Source organism: Allobosea sp. P4_C6, assembly GCF_056402015.1.
In genome coordinates this window covers 103,597-118,996 of record NZ_JBFUIF010000014.1, presented here as the reverse complement: position 1 = coordinate 118,996, position 15,400 = coordinate 103,597, and the positions used below count along the sequence as shown (strand labels likewise).

Annotated in this window: 16 protein-coding genes and 1 pseudogene; 11 read left to right on the top strand and 6 right to left on the bottom strand. The window is 66.6% G+C overall.

Annotated features, from left to right (window positions below):
* Nucleotides 1-248 (top strand): annotated as a pseudogene (locus AC1DVA_RS12780) (integrase core domain-containing protein); the annotation flags it as partial.
* Nucleotides 249-833: 585 nt separating this feature from the next.
* On the opposite strand, the gene AC1DVA_RS12775 reads toward AC1DVA_RS12780, so the two are convergent.
* The 3 genes from AC1DVA_RS12775 to AC1DVA_RS12765 are packed head-to-tail and all read right to left on the bottom strand — an operon-like array spanning nucleotide 834 to nucleotide 4,203.
* A complete protein-coding gene (locus AC1DVA_RS12775; protein WP_265050135.1) occupies nucleotides 834-2,069 on the bottom strand; it encodes an SAM-dependent methyltransferase in 1,236 nt (411 codons plus the stop codon).
* A complete protein-coding gene (locus AC1DVA_RS12770) occupies nucleotides 2,066-2,869 on the bottom strand; it encodes a DUF1365 domain-containing protein (protein WP_265050134.1) in 804 nt (267 codons plus the stop codon). Before AC1DVA_RS12770 ends, AC1DVA_RS12775 begins: the two co-directional genes overlap by 4 nt.
* Nucleotides 2,866-4,203 carry an NAD(P)/FAD-dependent oxidoreductase gene (locus AC1DVA_RS12765; protein ID WP_265050133.1) on the bottom strand — a complete coding sequence of 446 codons (1,338 nt, stop codon included), beginning with the start codon at nucleotides 4,201-4,203 and terminating at the stop codon, nucleotides 2,866-2,868. Before AC1DVA_RS12765 ends, AC1DVA_RS12770 begins: the two co-directional genes overlap by 4 nt.
* 148 nt (nucleotides 4,204-4,351) lie before the next feature.
* Here AC1DVA_RS12765 and AC1DVA_RS12760 point away from each other — a divergent pair, with 148 nt between their 5' ends.
* The 6 genes from AC1DVA_RS12760 to AC1DVA_RS12735 all read left to right on the top strand — a co-directional run bounded on the left by AC1DVA_RS12760 (nucleotide 4,352) and on the right by AC1DVA_RS12735 (nucleotide 8,477).
* The gene (locus AC1DVA_RS12760; RefSeq protein WP_265050132.1) at nucleotides 4,352-4,951 is read left to right on the top strand and encodes a hypothetical protein; all 600 of its coding nucleotides are present in this window, start codon (nucleotides 4,352-4,354) and stop codon (nucleotides 4,949-4,951) included.
* A 30-nt stretch (nucleotides 4,952-4,981) separates the two neighbouring features.
* On the top strand, nucleotides 4,982-5,350 hold the full coding sequence (locus tag AC1DVA_RS12755) for a DUF2147 domain-containing protein (protein ID WP_476806120.1): 369 nt from the start codon (nucleotides 4,982-4,984) through the stop codon (nucleotides 5,348-5,350).
* A gap of 142 nt (nucleotides 5,351-5,492) precedes the next feature.
* Complete coding sequence (locus tag AC1DVA_RS12750) at nucleotides 5,493-6,035, top strand: sigma-70 family RNA polymerase sigma factor (RefSeq protein ID WP_476806119.1); 543 nt, start codon at nucleotides 5,493-5,495, stop codon at nucleotides 6,033-6,035.
* The gene (locus AC1DVA_RS12745) at nucleotides 6,032-6,658 is read left to right on the top strand and encodes a ChrR family anti-sigma-E factor (RefSeq protein WP_265050129.1); all 627 of its coding nucleotides are present in this window, start codon (nucleotides 6,032-6,034) and stop codon (nucleotides 6,656-6,658) included. The genes AC1DVA_RS12750 and AC1DVA_RS12745 overlap by 4 nt, the downstream gene beginning before the upstream one ends.
* A complete protein-coding gene (locus AC1DVA_RS12740; protein WP_265050128.1) occupies nucleotides 6,655-7,458 on the top strand; it encodes a DUF1295 domain-containing protein in 804 nt (267 codons plus the stop codon). The genes AC1DVA_RS12745 and AC1DVA_RS12740 overlap by 4 nt, the downstream gene beginning before the upstream one ends.
* Complete coding sequence (locus AC1DVA_RS12735) at nucleotides 7,455-8,477, top strand: SAM-dependent methyltransferase (protein ID WP_476806118.1); 1,023 nt, start codon at nucleotides 7,455-7,457, stop codon at nucleotides 8,475-8,477. Before AC1DVA_RS12740 ends, AC1DVA_RS12735 begins: the two co-directional genes overlap by 4 nt.
* Nucleotides 8,478-8,487: 10 nt before the next feature.
* Here AC1DVA_RS12735 and AC1DVA_RS12730 read toward each other — a convergent pair whose 3' ends face one another.
* Entirely contained in the window at nucleotides 8,488-8,901 is a 414-nt protein-coding gene (locus AC1DVA_RS12730; RefSeq protein WP_265050126.1) for a DUF2177 family protein, read from the bottom strand.
* 143 nt (nucleotides 8,902-9,044) lie between these two features.
* On the opposite strand from AC1DVA_RS12730, the gene AC1DVA_RS12725 reads away from it, so the two are divergent.
* The 3 genes from AC1DVA_RS12725 (at nucleotide 9,045) to AC1DVA_RS12715 (ending at nucleotide 10,595) form a co-directional block, all read left to right on the top strand.
* Nucleotides 9,045-9,887, top strand: a complete 843-nt coding sequence (locus AC1DVA_RS12725) for an alpha/beta hydrolase (RefSeq protein ID WP_476806117.1) — start codon at nucleotides 9,045-9,047, stop codon at nucleotides 9,885-9,887.
* Between the two features lie 152 nt (nucleotides 9,888-10,039).
* Nucleotides 10,040-10,246 (top strand): hypothetical protein, encoded by a 207-nt coding sequence (locus tag AC1DVA_RS12720; protein WP_265050124.1) that lies wholly within the window; start codon nucleotides 10,040-10,042, stop codon nucleotides 10,244-10,246.
* An 82-nt stretch (nucleotides 10,247-10,328) separates the two neighbouring features.
* The gene (locus AC1DVA_RS12715; RefSeq protein WP_476806116.1) at nucleotides 10,329-10,595 is read left to right on the top strand and encodes a DksA/TraR family C4-type zinc finger protein; all 267 of its coding nucleotides are present in this window, start codon (nucleotides 10,329-10,331) and stop codon (nucleotides 10,593-10,595) included.
* A 51-nt stretch (nucleotides 10,596-10,646) separates the two neighbouring features.
* Here AC1DVA_RS12715 and AC1DVA_RS12710 read toward each other — a convergent pair whose 3' ends face one another.
* Both AC1DVA_RS12710 and AC1DVA_RS12705 read right to left on the bottom strand, forming a co-directional pair.
* Nucleotides 10,647-12,023, bottom strand: coding sequence for a sigma-54-dependent transcriptional regulator (locus AC1DVA_RS12710; protein ID WP_265050122.1), 1,377 nt, complete (start codon nucleotides 12,021-12,023; stop codon nucleotides 10,647-10,649).
* A complete protein-coding gene (locus AC1DVA_RS12705) occupies nucleotides 12,020-13,840 on the bottom strand; it encodes a sensor histidine kinase (protein WP_476806115.1) in 1,821 nt (606 codons plus the stop codon). The genes AC1DVA_RS12710 and AC1DVA_RS12705 overlap by 4 nt, the downstream gene beginning before the upstream one ends.
* 205 nt (nucleotides 13,841-14,045) lie before the next feature.
* Between AC1DVA_RS12705 and AC1DVA_RS12700 the strand changes: the two genes are divergently transcribed.
* Nucleotides 14,046-15,386, top strand: coding sequence for a dicarboxylate/amino acid:cation symporter (locus AC1DVA_RS12700; protein WP_265050120.1), 1,341 nt, complete (start codon nucleotides 14,046-14,048; stop codon nucleotides 15,384-15,386).
* Nucleotides 15,387-15,400 lie beyond the last annotated feature (14 nt).

Sequence of the window (15,400 nt, the reverse complement as noted above, 5' to 3'; positions counted from 1 at the left end):
ATCCCTGGACCAATGGGCAGGTCGAGCGAATGAACCGGACGATCAAAGACGCGACCGTCAAACGCTATCACTACGACAGCCACGACCAGCTCGATCGTCACCTCCAGGACTTCGTCTCAGCTTACAATTTCGGCCGGCGCCTGAAGACCCTCAAAGGCCTCACGCCCTACGAGTTCATCTGCAAGCGCTGGACTTCAGAGCCGGAACGATTCACCCTCGATCCAATCCACCAAATGCCGGGACTAAACAGCCCAGTTAATATTTCTGGGCCGGTGGAACAGAGCATGGCGCTCGGATCCCTACAGCCACCCCCCATACCCGAATCCGTACTCCAGGCAGTTTTTGATTGGAGCGGGGTCTGGCCTTGCAGCGATTGTCAGCCTAGGCGCGGTGCTGATTCAGTTTAGGAGCCGCCGTCTTCGAGGCGGCCCAGGAGATCGCTAATCAGGATCTGTGGACGGAACAGGCCCTCAAGATCAGCCTGCCCTGGGTAGGGGAGGAACTGCGACGCACCACCGAGATCATGGGGCGCGACTATTGGCCGTCGGGCCTCGAGAAAAACCGGGAGGTTATCTCACGGATGATCGAATGGTCGTTTGCAGACGGGCTCATCCCCACACGACCGGCGCCCGAAGAGCTTTTCCTCAGTATCGCCTAGTCGGTGCAAATACGCAGCTTCCTGGATTGACGATCTGTTGCGCGATGGCGATGGCAGCTTCGTCGTCATCGCCATGTCAACCGCTCGGTAGTGGGCGCATCGCCCGCTACCGAAATCGGTTCAACCCTGCAGGGAAGCATCTCGCTCGCTTCGGGATAAGCGGGCTGCGCGTGGATCAGCTGCCCCGCAACGCGATCAGGTTGACGTCGATGGTTCGTGCCCTGAAGCCGGCTTCGCAATAGCAGAGGTAGAACTCCCACAACCGGCGAAAAGGCTCGTCGAAGCCGAGCGGTGCGATCTCGGACCAGCGCTCCAGAAAACGCCGGCGCCACTCCTTGAGCGTCAAGGCGTAGCTCTCGCCGAAGTCGAGTTGCTCGGTGACGGAGAGACCGGCTGCTTCCGCCTTGCTCTTCACCGCAGGGACGGATGGCAGGCAGCCGCCGGGGAAGATGTAGCGCTGGATGAAATCGGTGCCCTGCTGATAGTCCTCGAACATATGTTCGTCGATCGTGATCGCCTGCAGGACGACCCGGCCGCCGGGCCGTAGCGAGCGGCGCAAGGTGGCGAAGTAGGACGGCCAATATCCCCGCCCGACCGCCTCGATCATCTCGATCGAGACGATGCGGTCGAACTGGCCGGAGATGTCGCGGTAGTCCTGCAGTTGCAGGCTGACGCGTTCGCCCAGGCCGGCCTCGGCAATGCGCCGCTGCGCTGCCTCGAGTTGCGAAGGCGACAGGGTGATCGCGGTCACGCGGCAGCCTTCGCGGGCCAGCCGCTCCGCCAGCGCGCCCCAGCCGCAGCCGATCTCGAGGATATGCTCGCCGCCGGAAAGGTCGAGCATGGCGACGATCCTGTCGAGCCTGCGCTGCTGCGCGGCTTCGAGGGTTTCCGTCGGCGTTTCGTAGAGCGCCGAGGAGTACATCATGCTGGCGTCGAGCCAATGGCCGTAGAACGCGTTGCCGAGGTCGTAATGCGCCGTGATGTTGCGGCGGCTGCCCGCGCGGGTATTGGCATTCCGCACATGCCGGAAGCGATTGAGCAGGCGTGCCGGCCACGCGCCGGAGGTCAGCCGGCGCAGCGTGGCATCGTTGCGCGCGCCGAGCTCGATCAATGCGGTGAGATCGGGCGTATCGAGATCGCCGTCGCGATAGGCCTCGGCCAGTCCGATATCGCCGTCGAGCAGCAGCCGCCGCATCGCGCGCCACTTCTTCAGGATCAGCGTGGCCTGAGGGCCGGGTGCGCCATGTCCGTTCTGGAGGCGCTCGCCCTCGGGCGTGACGACGGTCAGGCGGCCGACGGCGATGCGCGCGAGCGCGCGGCGCAGGAACCAGCGCGACAGGCTGATGCCGCGCGGCAGCTCAAGCGATTGCTCGACCATGGGGAGATTCTGCTCTGTCTCGGGCCGGCTCATGGCTGTATCGGTCCTTTCGCATGAGGCGTCACGGCGTTGCCCGGGCTGAAGGGCTGTTCCGGTGGGGCCGGATGCGGCCGCCAGGGAATGCGCTTCGCCAGCAGACGTAGCGCATGCCAATGAATGGCGGCGGTGACTTTCAAGGTCAGGAGCGGGTGGCTCGCCAGCAGCCGCAGCAGTGCCGCGTCGCTCACTGCCGCGCGCCTGCCGCTCATCGTGGCGGCGATCAGCCGGCCCCCGGCATCGTGACCGTCGATGGTGATTGAGACATTCTCTGCGGGCGGTACGACCTGGAAGGCATAGCGCATCGCCAGACCCATGAAGGGCGAGACATGGAGGAGCTTGCGGGCCTCCTGCCGGAGCGGCTCTCCCGAGGCATCGGCCGGCGCGACGTAGCTGTGGATCTCGCCGAAGGTGTTGTGCACCTCATAGACGGTGGCGCAGAGGCTGCCGTCACGGCGATGGCAGAAATAGGTGCTGATCGGGTTGAAGGCGTAGCCGAGGATACGCGGCATCGTCAGCAGCCGGATCGGGCCATCGTCCCAGGGGATATCGGCGCTCGCCAGAGCTTCGCCGATCTGCGCCCGCAAGGGTCGCCCGCTACGGTCGCCGTAATCGGCATCGCGAAAGGCGTAGAGATTGAAGCGATTGCGCGAGAAGGTTCTCAGGCTCGCGGCGAGCGCATCGATCTCCTCGAGGTCGAGCAGCATCCAGAAGACGCGATAGGCCAGGGCATGCGGTTTCGGCCGGAACCGGCGGTGTCGCACCTGCCCGACGTAAAGGGCGGAGTTCCAGCTCATGCCGCCTGCTCGCGCTGAGCGGGCAACGGGATGCGGCCGGACTCGTCGCGCACGCGCCAGGGCCGCCGCACGCCGCCGAGCGCCTCGGCGACCGCGAGCCCGGCCTGTAGCCCGTCCTCATGAAAACCGGATCCGAAATAGGCGCCGCAGAACCAGCTGCGCCGACTGCCCTGCAGCGACCAGAGCCGCGTCTGCGCGTCGAGCGCGGCGGCATCGAACAGCGGGTGCTCGTAGATCTCCTCATGGAGGATGGTCTCCTTGCGGAGCGTGTCCGGCGGGTTGAGGGTGACGAAGAGCGGCCGCTCCTGCGGCAGGCCTTGAAGCCGGTTCATCCAATAGGTGACGGCGCAGGCGGCCTCTGGCCGGCTCCGGTCGCCGATATGGTTCCAGCTTGCCCAGGCTCGCCGGCGCCGAGGCATCAGGGCCGTGTCGCCATGCAGCACGGTACGGTTGCGGCTGTAGCGGAAGGCACCGAGTGCCTCGGCCTCCGCCGTGCCGGGGTCGGCGAGCAGGGCCAGCGTCTGGTCGGCATGAACAGCGAAGACGACCTGGTCGAAGCGCTCGCTCCAGCCGTCGCCCGCGAGCACGACCTCGTTCGGCCCGCGCCTGACTTGCCTCACCGGCGAGCCGGTCCTGACCTCACCCGAAAAGGCGTTGCGCAGCCTCTCGACATAGACGGCGCTGCCGCCGGTCACGGTGCGCCAGGCCGGCCGATCGGTGAGCTGGAGTAGCCCGTGATTGTGATGGAAACGCAGGAAGGCCGCGGCAGGATAGGACAGGATTTCCGCGCAGGGCGCCGACCAGATCGCCGCGGCCATCGGCAGAAGGTGGTCGTCCCGGAAGGCGGCGCCATAACAGCCGGCTGCGAGGTAGTCGCCCAGCGAAATCTCCGCCGCAACGCCGATCAGAGCATCACGCGATGCGGCGCGGTAGAAGCGACGGATGTCCTGCAGCATCGCCCAGAAGCGCGGGCGGAACAGGTTGCTGCGTTGAGCGAACAGCCCGGTGATGCTGGTGCCGCTATATTCCAGGCGGCCGTCGTCGAGCGATACTGCAAAGGACATCTCGGTCGGCTGCGTCGCGACGCCAAGATGCTCCATCAGCGCGATGAAATTCGGATAGGTCGCCTCGTTGTAGACGATGAAGCCGGTATCGACCGCCGTCTCGCCGCCATCCCCGGCGACGCGAACCGTGTTGGCGTGCCCGCCGAGCCGAGCGGCGGCCTCGAACAGCACGACGTCGTGCGCCTGTCCCAGCAGCCAGGCGGCGGAGAGGCCGGAGATACCGGCACCGATCACAGCGATCCTCATCGGCTTGTCCAGCGCCCGTTCCATCTCCGCATCCCCGCTTTTCATGAGGGGTATACGCGGGGGGCTCCGTTCTGGATTTGCCGCGGATCGTCAAAAGCGCGTTGGCCGGGTGACCCGAAGGCCGGGCTGCGGCGTAAGCGAAGAGGGATCGGAGAGTCGCGAGGGTTGGGCGATGAGTGCGAATGGCCTGAAGCGAGTGATCGCGGCGATCGGCGCCTATGCCGCGCATCCCGACCCGCGAGCGGCGATCGCCAATACCATCGCGCTCGTGATCGTCTCGAACCAGCCTTTCTATCCGCTTTATCTCTACTGGGCGGTGTCGCCGACGATCTCTCCGTCCTACGTCACCTTCCTGTCGACGCCCTTCTTCGCGGCGGTGCCGGCCGCGATGCGCCGCAGCCCACTTCTCGGGCGCTCGCTTTTGCTAATGGCTGGCATCGGCAACACGCTGCTGTGCCGCGTCGCGTTCGGCCCGGGCTCAGGCGTCGAAGTCTTCCTGTTTCCTTGCCTCGTGCTCGCGCTGCTGCTGTTTCGCCGCTCCGAACGGGCGTTTGCCCTGGGCTTCGCTGCGCTCGCATTCGTCGCCTATCTGCTGCCTGCGGAGATGCTCGGCGCGCCGCTGCATCTCTACGAGCAGGGCGAATATGCGGCGCTGCAGCGCCTGAATTTCCTGAGCGCGGCCTCGCTGACCGCGCTGATCGGCTGGCTCTTCGCTGCCCGCCTCGACACGATTTCGCGCTCCGATGAAACCGGCGGCGCTCGTGGCGCGTAGACGAGGGGCATTCGCTGAAAGGACATTGCCATGAGGCGTTTTCCGCTCGCTCTCGCTTTCGCGTCTCTTTCGGCCGCGAGCGCGGCCGCTACCGATCTCGACGGCACATGGCTGCGCGACGACGGCAATGCGCGCGTGCACATCGCGCCCTGCGGCGACAAGATCTGCGCCACCAATCTCTGGATCGGCGACACCAGCAAGGGCGAGGCGGCCGGCGACAAGCTCATCATGACCATATCGCGCCAGCCCGACGGGACCTTTTCCGGGAACGCCTACGATCCCAAGCGCGACTGGAGCTATTCGATGACGATCACGGCGACGGCCGGCGCGCTCACCACGCGCGGCTGCATCGTCGGGCGCCTGATCTGCCGCGACGTGAACTGGAAGGCCGCCGAATGATATCGGCTCGTCCTGCCGGAGCCCATCGGCCGGTGATCCGGGGCGGCGACGCCGGCGTATCTCGCATATGGTTGCCGCACTCGCCCTGACTGTCGATGGCATGCGCAAGGCGGGAGCAGCGCAAGGAGGTCGTTTCGTCGTCTTGTTCGACCCCAACACATTGATTGCCGCGATCGCATGCTCGGGTGACCGGGCAGCCTTCGTCGCGCTGTTCGACCATTTCGCGCCGCGCGTGAAGGGGCTGCTGATGCGCGGCGGTACCCCTGCGGAGCTGGCCGAGGAGGTCGCGCAGGAGACGCTGCTGACAGTCTGGCGCAAGGCGGCGCTGTTCGACCCCGCGAAAGCGAGCGCATCGACCTGGATCGCGACCATCGCGCGCAATCAACGCATCGACATCGCCCGTCGGGAAACCCGGTCGCGGCTGTCCCAAGTTTACGAGATCCTGGATGAAGAAGCCCCCGAACAACCCGACACGACCCTCGCTGGAGCCGAGCGCGAGGCGCGCGTGCGGGCTGCGATGACGCAGCTTTCTGCCGATCAGTATCGCGTCGTCGAACTGGCCTTCCTGGAAGGCTTCAGCCACCAGGATGTTGCTCAACGCCTCGCCATTCCGCTCGGCACGGTCAAGTCGCGGCTGCGGCTGGCGCTGTCGCATCTGCGCGGCAAACTGGAGGATTTGCGATGAGCATCGCGCATCGTCCATCCGATGAAATGCTGGCTACGTTCGCCGCGGGCCAACTCGACGAAGGCCTTGCGCTGGTGGTCGCCGCCCATGTCGAGGCGGATCGCGAGAGCCGGAAGCGGGTGCAGGAACTGCAGGCTGTGCAGGGCGCCCTCCTCGATGCGGTCGAGCCCGTCGCGATGGATATGGGGCCGCCGTATTCGCGGCTGGTCGGGCCCGATGCTGCAGGGTTCGGCCAAGCTTCGCCGGCGACCGAGCATGGGCTGCCCGGAGTGCTGCGTCCCTATGGCCTCGGCCCGTGGCGGCCGATCGGTATCCGGATCGCCCTGCGGCGCGTCGAGGTTCCCGGCGCGGAAGCGCGCGTGTTCATGCTGCGCGCCGGGCCGGGCATCGCATTGCCGCATCACAAGCATAGCGGCCTCGAATGGACCACGATCCTCTCGGGCGCCTACGAGCACGAATACGGGCGTTATGCGGCCGGCGATTTCGACGAAGCCGATTCCGACCATGATCACACGCCGCGCGTCGACCCGGTCGAGGGCTGCACCTGCATCGTCGCCATGACCGGAAACGTGCTGTTCCAGGGCTGGCTCGGCCGGCTGCTGCAACCGCTGGTGCGGCTGTGACCATCGCCTCCTTCGCCATGGCCGTCGTTTTCACGGCCGTGGCGATGTCGGGGTTCATGGCGCTGGCGACGCTGATCGAACGCCGCAGCGGCAATTCCGGCTGGATCGACGTGGTCTGGACCTTCGGCCTTGGCGCGACCGGCATCGCCGGCGCGTTGCTGCCGTTCGGGGCGGGACCGATGTCGCGGCACTGGCTGGTGGCCGGGCTCGCGCTTGCCTGGGCGCTGCGGCTTGGGCTCCACATCGCGCGCCGGACCAGCGGCATCGCCGAGGACCCGCGCTATGCGAAGCTCAAGCGCGACTGGGGTAACGATGCCCCTAGGCAGATGGTCCGGCTGCTCCAGATTCAGGCGCTGGTCAGCATTCCGCTGGCGCTGGGGATCGTCCTGGCGGCGCATAGCCCTGCGCCTGTGCTGGGATGGCAGGACCTCGCCGGTATCATCGTCTTCGTCGCCGGTCTGGCGGGCGGTGCGGTCGCGGACGGGCAGCTGCGTGCCTTCGCCCGTTCCGGACGGGGCGGCGTCTGCGATCGTGGCCTGTGGCGCTGGTCGCGACACCCAAACTACTTCTTCGAATGCCTGCTCTGGTGCTCCTACGCGGTGATCGCGCCCGGCATGTCCTATCCGTGGGGCTGGCTCGCTCTGCTGGCGCCGGCCTGCATCACGCTGCTGCTCACGCGCATCTCGGGCATCCCGCCATTGGAGGAGCACATGCTCGCCAAGCACGGCGCGGCCTATCGGGCCTACCAGAACCGAACCAGCGCGCTGATCCCGCTGCCGCCGAAAGGAGCGATGCCATGACCTTCATGCAGAGGCTCTCGAACTGGGGCGAGGGGTTGCCCGTGCCCGACGCCGTCAGCCGCATGGTGATCGCCTCGCTGGTCGGGCGCACGGATCGGTCGCTCGCGACGCAATCCGCCGATGCGGCGGCATTCGCGCGCGGGATGGCGGCGTTCCCGATCGCTGTTCATACCGACACCGCCAATACACAGCATTACGAGGTGCCTGCCGCCTTCTTCGATCAGGTTCTCGGAGCGCGGCGGAAGTATTCCTGCTGCTACTACGCCGACCCCGGGGATACCCTGGCGACTGCGGAAGAGACGGCGCTGACGCTGACGGCGGAGCATGCCGACCTCGCCGATGGGCAGGATATCCTCGAGCTCGGCTGCGGCTGGGGCTCGCTCTCGCTGTGGATGGCCGAGCGCTATCCGAAGGCGCGGATCGTCTCGGTCTCCAACTCGGCCTCGCAGCGCGCCTTCATCGAGGAGCAGGCCGTTCGGCGCCGGCTCGTCAACCTGCGGGTGGTCACGGCCGACATGAACGATTTCGCCTCGGAGGAGCGCTTCGACCGCGTCGTCTCCGTGGAGATGTTCGAGCATATGGCGAACTGGCAAGCCCTTCTCGGGCGGATCCATGGCTGGCTGAAGCCGGACGGGCGGCTGTTCTTCCACGTCTTCGCCCATGCGCAGGGTTGCTACCGTTTCGATGCCGCCGATACCGGTGACTGGATCGCGCAGCATTTCTTCACCGGCGGGCTGATGCCGAGCGCTGCGCTGGCCCATCAGTTCCCCGATCTCTTCGCCGTCGAGGCGGAGTGGCGCTGGAGCGGCGAGCACTATCGGGCGACCGCCGAGGACTGGCTGGCGAATTTCGATCGCAACCTGCCGACGATCGACCCGATTCTACGCCAGGTCTACGGTGCGGAAGCGCCGCTCTGGCGTCGGCGCTGGCGCCTGTTCTTTCTGGCGACGAGCGGGCTGTTCGGCCATGCGGCCGGGGCGTCATGGGGCGTCAATCACTATCGCCTGCGCCCGGCCTGACGGGCAGGGGCTAAACCCAGCCCCATTCCATGGCGCGGCGGACCGCGCCATAGGCGATCCAGCTGCAGAAACCGACCACGACCGTGCCATAGGCGAGGTCCGCCAGCGTGATCGTCAGCGTCCACGGGCGCAGCGTGGCGTAGTTCGTCAGGTCATAGGTCGCATAGGCGAGGAGGCCGATCAGGGCGCCGTTGATGAGCGCGGCGCTCGCACTTCCATCGCGCAGGGCAGGCATGAGCGCGAAGTGCACGACACCGAGCGGAAAGCCGAAATAGAACAGTGCCGCGGGCCAGTAGCGCACCTGCTCGACGATCAGGTCGCCGAGGGCCGGCCGATAGAGCCTCGCCGTCATCGTGCCGAGCCAGATGGCATCGCAGATTCCGAAGGCGACGAGGAAGGCGATGTAGGCGGCGACGAAGCGCATGACGACCTCCGGGGCTGTGCATGGAGATACGTCGCGCATGCGGCCCCGGTTCAGTAGCGGCGTCGCTTTCGCATGATCGGCCCCGCGGATCCAAACGGCCCGGCCGGGCGTATAAGCCGAATGCACTCAAGCCGATGGCGATCATGACGACCGAAATCTCCCGCCGTGCGATCGTTCCTGTGCTAGCGGCGGGAGCGCTTCCAGGCTGCTCCACGCTCCGACCGGGTGGCCTGACCGACCGCGCACGCGATGTCGCCTATGGCCGCCATCCCCGGCAGCGCATGGACATCTATGTCCCGCAAGGTGGCGGTACCGACAGGCCGGTCGTCTTCTTCTATGGCGGCTCGTGGGCCAATGGCAGCAAGGAGACCTACGCCTTCGTCGGAGAGGAGTTCGCCGCTCGGGGCTTCGTCACCGTGATCGCGGATTATCGTCTCGTTCCCGAGGTCCGCTTTCCGGTCTTCATCGAGGATGGCGCCCTCGCTCTGCGCTTCGTCCGTGACCACATCGCTCGTTACGGCGGCGCTCCGCGCCAGGTTCACGTCATCGGCCACTCGGCCGGCGCCTACAACGCCATGATGCTGACGCTGGACAGGCGCTATCTTGCCGCCGCCGGGCTGCCTTCGCGTTATATCCGCTCCGCCGTCGGGCTTTCGGGCCCTTATGATTTCCTGCCGCTCGACATCGAGGTCACGAAGGCTGCATTCGGAAACGCCCGCGACCTTGCGCAAACGCAGCCGATCAACTTTGCGCGCAGCGACGCTCCGCCGATCCTTCTGGTGACCGGCTCCGACGATACCACCGTGCTGCCGCGCAACAGCGAGCGGCTCGCGGTCGCGCTGCAACGGGCCGGCGCGAGATCGGTCTCTCTCAAGATCTATCCCGGGCTCGGCCACGCCGAAACAGTGGCAGCGATTTCGAGCCTTCTGCAGTGGCGGGCGCCGATCCTGGACGATGTCACGGGGTTTCTCACCTCGACGCGCTGAATACCGCACCGCATACGATGCTTCTTCTGCGGCTGTGCAGGCCCACCCGTGGACTGAGGCGCCGTGAGCTTGTAGCGAAATCTCCACGGACAAACCGCCGCTGCCCGGGCAAGCCGATGCCGCCAGCGGGCGGGTCCGAATGGAGACTGCAGATGCCCAAGCTTTGCAAATTCACCTCGCCGAAGGACGGCCAGCCYGTCTACGTCAACCCCGATCAGGTCGCCGCGGTCTACACGTTCAAGGGCCAGCCACCGGACACGATCATCGCTTTCCGCAAGGACTTTCTGCTCGGGGTGAAGGAGAGCCTCGATGATGTCGTGAACGCGCTCGAAAAGGCGGCGGCGGCCAGCGGCTCCTAGGCAGGGACGAGCTTCGGCGGAGGCGGCGCGCAGGCGTTGGATTCTCGGCCACGGACCCCATATCCTCTGGCTCAGGAGGTGCATGATGGCCAGCGGCTGGGCCCCTGACGGGGCCGTTCAGGATCAGATCGATGATTCCGTCAACGACGCGGTTCGGCTGGCGCGGGCGCAACTGCCGTCCGGTCCGGGGGAGATTCATTGCCAGGAATGTGGCGACGAAATCCCCGAAGCGCGCCGCCGCGCCATGCCCGGCGCCCGGCTCTGCGTGCATTGCCAGGCGGGCCATGATCGGCCGGCGGCATCATCCGCCTATAACCGGCGCGGCAGCAAGGACAGCCAGCTCAGATAGGGGTCACGGAGAGCCTGTAAAACGCCGCAATGCTCGGCATTGGCGGAGCTTTCATCGCCCGACCGTTCCGGGCTCATAGGCGATACGATCGATGCCGTGGCGCGCGAGCTTGTCGTAGAACGTCTTGCGGGGAATGCGGAGCTTCTCCAGCGCGGCGCGGACATCGCCCTGGTTTTCCTGCAGGGCTTCCCGGATCAGCGTCGCCTCAAAGGCGTTGAGTCGTTCGGGCAAGCTCAGCGCTTCGGTTTCGTCCTGCTTTCGGACCGGCAGCAGGTTGTCCGGCAGGCCGAGTGCGACGCGCTCGGCGAAGTGGACGAGTTCGCGCACATTGCCCGGCCAATCGTTCTCGACGAGGTGGCGCTCCACGGCACGGTCCAATGGCGGCACCTCCCGACGATATTTTTCCGCGGCCCGCGCCAGGAAGCGGGTGAAGAGCAGCGGGATATCGCGGCGGCGCTCGCGCAGCGGCGGTATGCGCAGGGTCACCACGTTGAGGCGGTAGTACAGATCCTCGCGGAAATCGCCGCGTTGCGCGGGGTCGCCGAGATCGACCTTGGTCGCGGCCACGACCCTCAGATCGACGCGGCGCAGATCGTTCGAGCCGAGCGGCGCGATCTCACGCATCTCCAGGACCCGCAGCAGCTTGACCTGGGCCGTGATCGGCATGCTCTCCAGCTCGTCGAGGAAAAGCGTGCCGCCGCTGGAATGCTCGATGCGGCCGATGCGTCGTTTCTGCGCGCCGGTGAAGGCGCCCGGCTCGTAGCCGAAGAGCTCGCTCTCGATGACGCTGTCTGGCAGCGCCCCGCAGTTCAGCGCGACGAAGGGCTTGTCGCGCCGCCGGCCGAGACGGTGAAGCAGGCTCGCGACGACCTCCTTGCCCGTGCCCGTCTCGCCGAGGATCAGCACGTCGACATCGACATCGGCGAGCTCTCGGATGGTCTGGCGCAGGCGGGTGATGCCGGCCGTTTCGCCGATGAGGGCGCCGTCCTCCTCGCCCTGCGCAGCCAGCATCCGCAGGCGGCGGTTCTCGAGGATGAGCGCGCGCTTCTCGGCCGCGCGCCGCAGGCTCTCGACGAGGCGCTCGCCGGCATAGGGTTTCGCGATGAAGTCGTAAGCGCCTTCGTTCATCGCGCCGACCGCCGTCTCGATGTCGGCATGGCCCGAGATCATGATCACCGGGATGTCACGGTCGAGTGCCTGCAAGCGCCGGAACAGCTCGATCCCATCCATGCCGGGCATGCGGATATCGGTGACGACGATACCCGGATAATCGGGTCCGATCCGCTGCAGCGCCGCCTGGCCGGAGGGCAGCGCCATCGCCCGGAACCCGGCCAGGCGCAACGCCTGCACATTGGCGTCCCGCAGATCGGGATCGTCGTCGACGAAGGCGACCTCGATCGCGTCGATGGGAGCGCCGGGATCGGTCATGCAGCAGCCCTCTTCAGATCAATGACGAAGCTCGCGCCGTCGCCCGGCCGGCTCCTGGCGGTCAGCGTGCCGCCAAACGATGTGACCATGTCCTGCGAGATCACCAGCCCAAGTCCGAGCCCCTTCGGCTTCGTTGTGCTGAACGGAGTGAAGAGCTGCGCCAGCGCTTCCTGCGACAGGCCGGGGCCGCGATCCGTGATCGTGACCTCGACCCGGTCGCCGCGCGGGGTGACGGTGATGGCGAGCGCGGGCTCGCCCCGGTCGCCGCCTTCGAGCAGGGCCTCGGTCGCGTTGCGCAGGAGGTTGACCAGCACCTGTTCGAGCTCGATCGGCCGGGCGGTGACGAGGACCGATTCCGGCGGGGCCGTGACGACCGGCGTCACGCCGGCCTGACGCAGCGGGCCTTCCAGCAGGGTCAGCGCGCCTTCAATGACACTGGCGACGGGAACGGGCACAAGCGGCCCCTTGCCGCGCCGCGCGAAGCCGCGCAGGGCCTCGGTGATCGCGCCGATCCGGTCCGTCAGCGAGACGATCCGCACCAGCGCGCCGTCGGCCTCGGCGGCGTCGGAGCGCTTCAGGAAGGCCCGGGCATTCTCGGCATAGGTGCGCAAGGCTGCCAGCGGCTGGTTGACCTCATGGGCAACGCCGGCGGTAATCTGGCCGAGTGTCGCGAGGCGGTTGGCCTTGGCTAACTCCTCTCTGACGTTTGACAGGCGCTCCTGCGCCCGGGTCCGCTTCGCCATCTCGGCGACGAGGCGTTGATTGGCGCCGGCGAGCTCGGCCGTCCGTTCGGCGACGCGTTCCTCCAACTCGGCCTTCGCCCGGGCGTCCGCCTCGCGCCGTGCCAGATTGTGCTGGCGGCGGCGCAGGGCGAAGGCGGCGAGCGCGGCGCCCGGCATCAGCACGAGCGCGACCAGCGCCTGCGATTGCGAGCGGCCGGAGGTAATCACCGCATCGACAGGCAGCAGCACCTCCAGTGCCCAATCCGTCGTCGGAACGGGCTGGCGCATCTGGACATAGCGACCGGCGAGCGGGCTCCGCCCCTGTACCAGCTCTCCCTGCGGCCGCAGCGGCAGCAGCGTCAGCGGCGCTGCGCCGAACTGAAGCGAATCCCGGATCGCAGCTGCCGTCGCTGGGTCGAGCGGAGCCTCGACCCGGAAGCGCCAATCCTCGATCGTCGCGAGCAGCACCACGCCGCGCCGGTCGACGACATAGGTCTCACCGCCGAGAGCCCGCCAATCCGCCTCGACCCGGTCGAACTCGACCTTGACGACGATCACGCCGAGGCTCTGGCCGGCCTCCTCGATCCGCCGCGTGATATAGAGGCCTGGCCGCTGGCTGACCGTGCCGAGCGCGAACTGCTCTGCGCTTCCGGTGGCGACGGCCCCCCTGAAATAATCGCGGAAACTGTAGTCGCTGCCGACGAAGCTCGTCGGTTCGTTCCAGTTGCTGGCCGCGATCGCGACGCCATCGGGACCGAGCAGATAGATCACCGCGGCCCGCGCCTCGCGCGCGATGATCTCCAGCTTGAGGTCGAGCCCGTGCCGGCTGCCGCCGGCCAGCGCCTGCCTAACGTCCGGATCGCGGGCGAGGATGACCGGCAGGGCGCGCTGCTTTTCGAGTTCGCCGCGCAGGATGGCGAGAGCCAGCGTTCCCGCATCCTCGGCGCGGGCCTGCGTGCCCGCGATGGCGCGGCTGCGGCCGATCTCGCCGGCGGCGAACAGCGACGCGATGGCGACCGCCGCTGCAGCCAGTCCGAAGACCAGCCAAAACAGCCTGGCAGTGCCTTTCCCCAGATCGAGCAATGGGCGGCTCATGCATTGTCGTTGTGCGGATTTCCGCACAAATCAAGAGGGGTGCGTGCGGGTTCTCGCCAGATGGTTTCAAGAAGAACGACCGCTCGTCCGCTAACATCTTGTTTTGTCGAATTTTTTGCATTTTCCGGCAGTTGGCACGCCGGTTGCCCAAGGGGCGCAGCGGTTTCGAACAAGAGCAAAACACCGCAGACCCAAGGAGCACATCATGGCGACTACGCTCGATCTCGCGCACGCCCAGCCGGCGGCGCGACCGAAAAAATTCTACCAGCAGCTCTATGTACAGGTCCTGTTCGCGATCGCGGTGGGCATCCTGCTCGGCCATTTCTGGCCGGAACAGGGCACGGCCATGAAGCCGCTCGGCGATGCCTTCATCAAGCTGGTGAAGATGATCATCGCACCGGTGATCTTCCTGACGGTCTCGACCGGGATCGCGGGCATGAGCGACATGCAGAAGGTCGGGCGCGTCGCCGGTAAGGCGATGATCTATTTCCTGACGTTCTCGACGCTCGCCCTGATCATCGGCCTCATCGTCGGCAATATCGTCCAGCCGGGCGCCGGGCTGCATATCGGCGCAGCCAGCCTGGATGCCAAGGCGGTGCAGGGCTATGCGGCCAAGGCGCATGACTCGAGCATCATCGGCTTCCTGCAGAACATCATTCCCGACACCATCGTCGGCGCCTTTGCCTCGGGCGATATCCTCCAGGTGCTGTTCTTCTCGGTGCTATTTGGCCTCTCGCTGTCGATGGTCGGCGAGCGCGGCAAGCCGGTGCTCGATTTCCTGCAGGCGCTCTCGACCCCGATCTTCAAGCTGGTCGCGATCCTGATGAAGGCGGCACCGCTCGGCGCCTTCGGCGCGATGGCCTTCACCATCGGCCGCTACGGTATCGGCTCCGTCGCCAATCTCGCGATGCTGATTGCAACCTTCTACCTGACGGCGGCGATCTTCGTGCTTGTCGTGCTCGGCGCCGTCGCCCGCTACAACGGCTTTTCGATCCTGGCGCTGATCCGCTACATCAAGGAGGAGATCCTCCTCGTCATCGGCACCAGCTCCTCCGAAGCCGCTCTGCCGAGCCTGATGGAGAAGATGGAGGCGGCTGGCTGCAAGCGCTCCGTCGTCGGCCTGGTCATCCCGACCGGCTATTCCTTCAATCTCGACGGCACCAACATCTACATGACGCTGGCTGCGCTGTTCATCGCGCAGGCGATGGACATCCATCTGCCGCTCGGCGACCAGATTCTGCTGCTGCTCGTCGCCATGCTCAGCTCGAAGGGCGCGGCCGGCATCACCGGTGCGGGCTTCATCACGCTGGCGGCGACGCTCTCGGTGGTTCCCGCCGTCCCGGTCGCGGGCATGGCGCTCATCCTCGGCATCGACCGCTTCATGTCGGAATGCCGGGCTGTGACCAACTTCATCGGCAACGCCGTCGCGACGATCGTGGTGGCGCGCTGGGAAGGCGAGCTCGATCAGGACCAGCTGCAGGCGGCACTGAGCGGGCACTCTCCGCTGGTGGTGGATGGCGAGGTGCTGGCGGTTCCGGCCGAGTAAGATCTGCGAAGGCC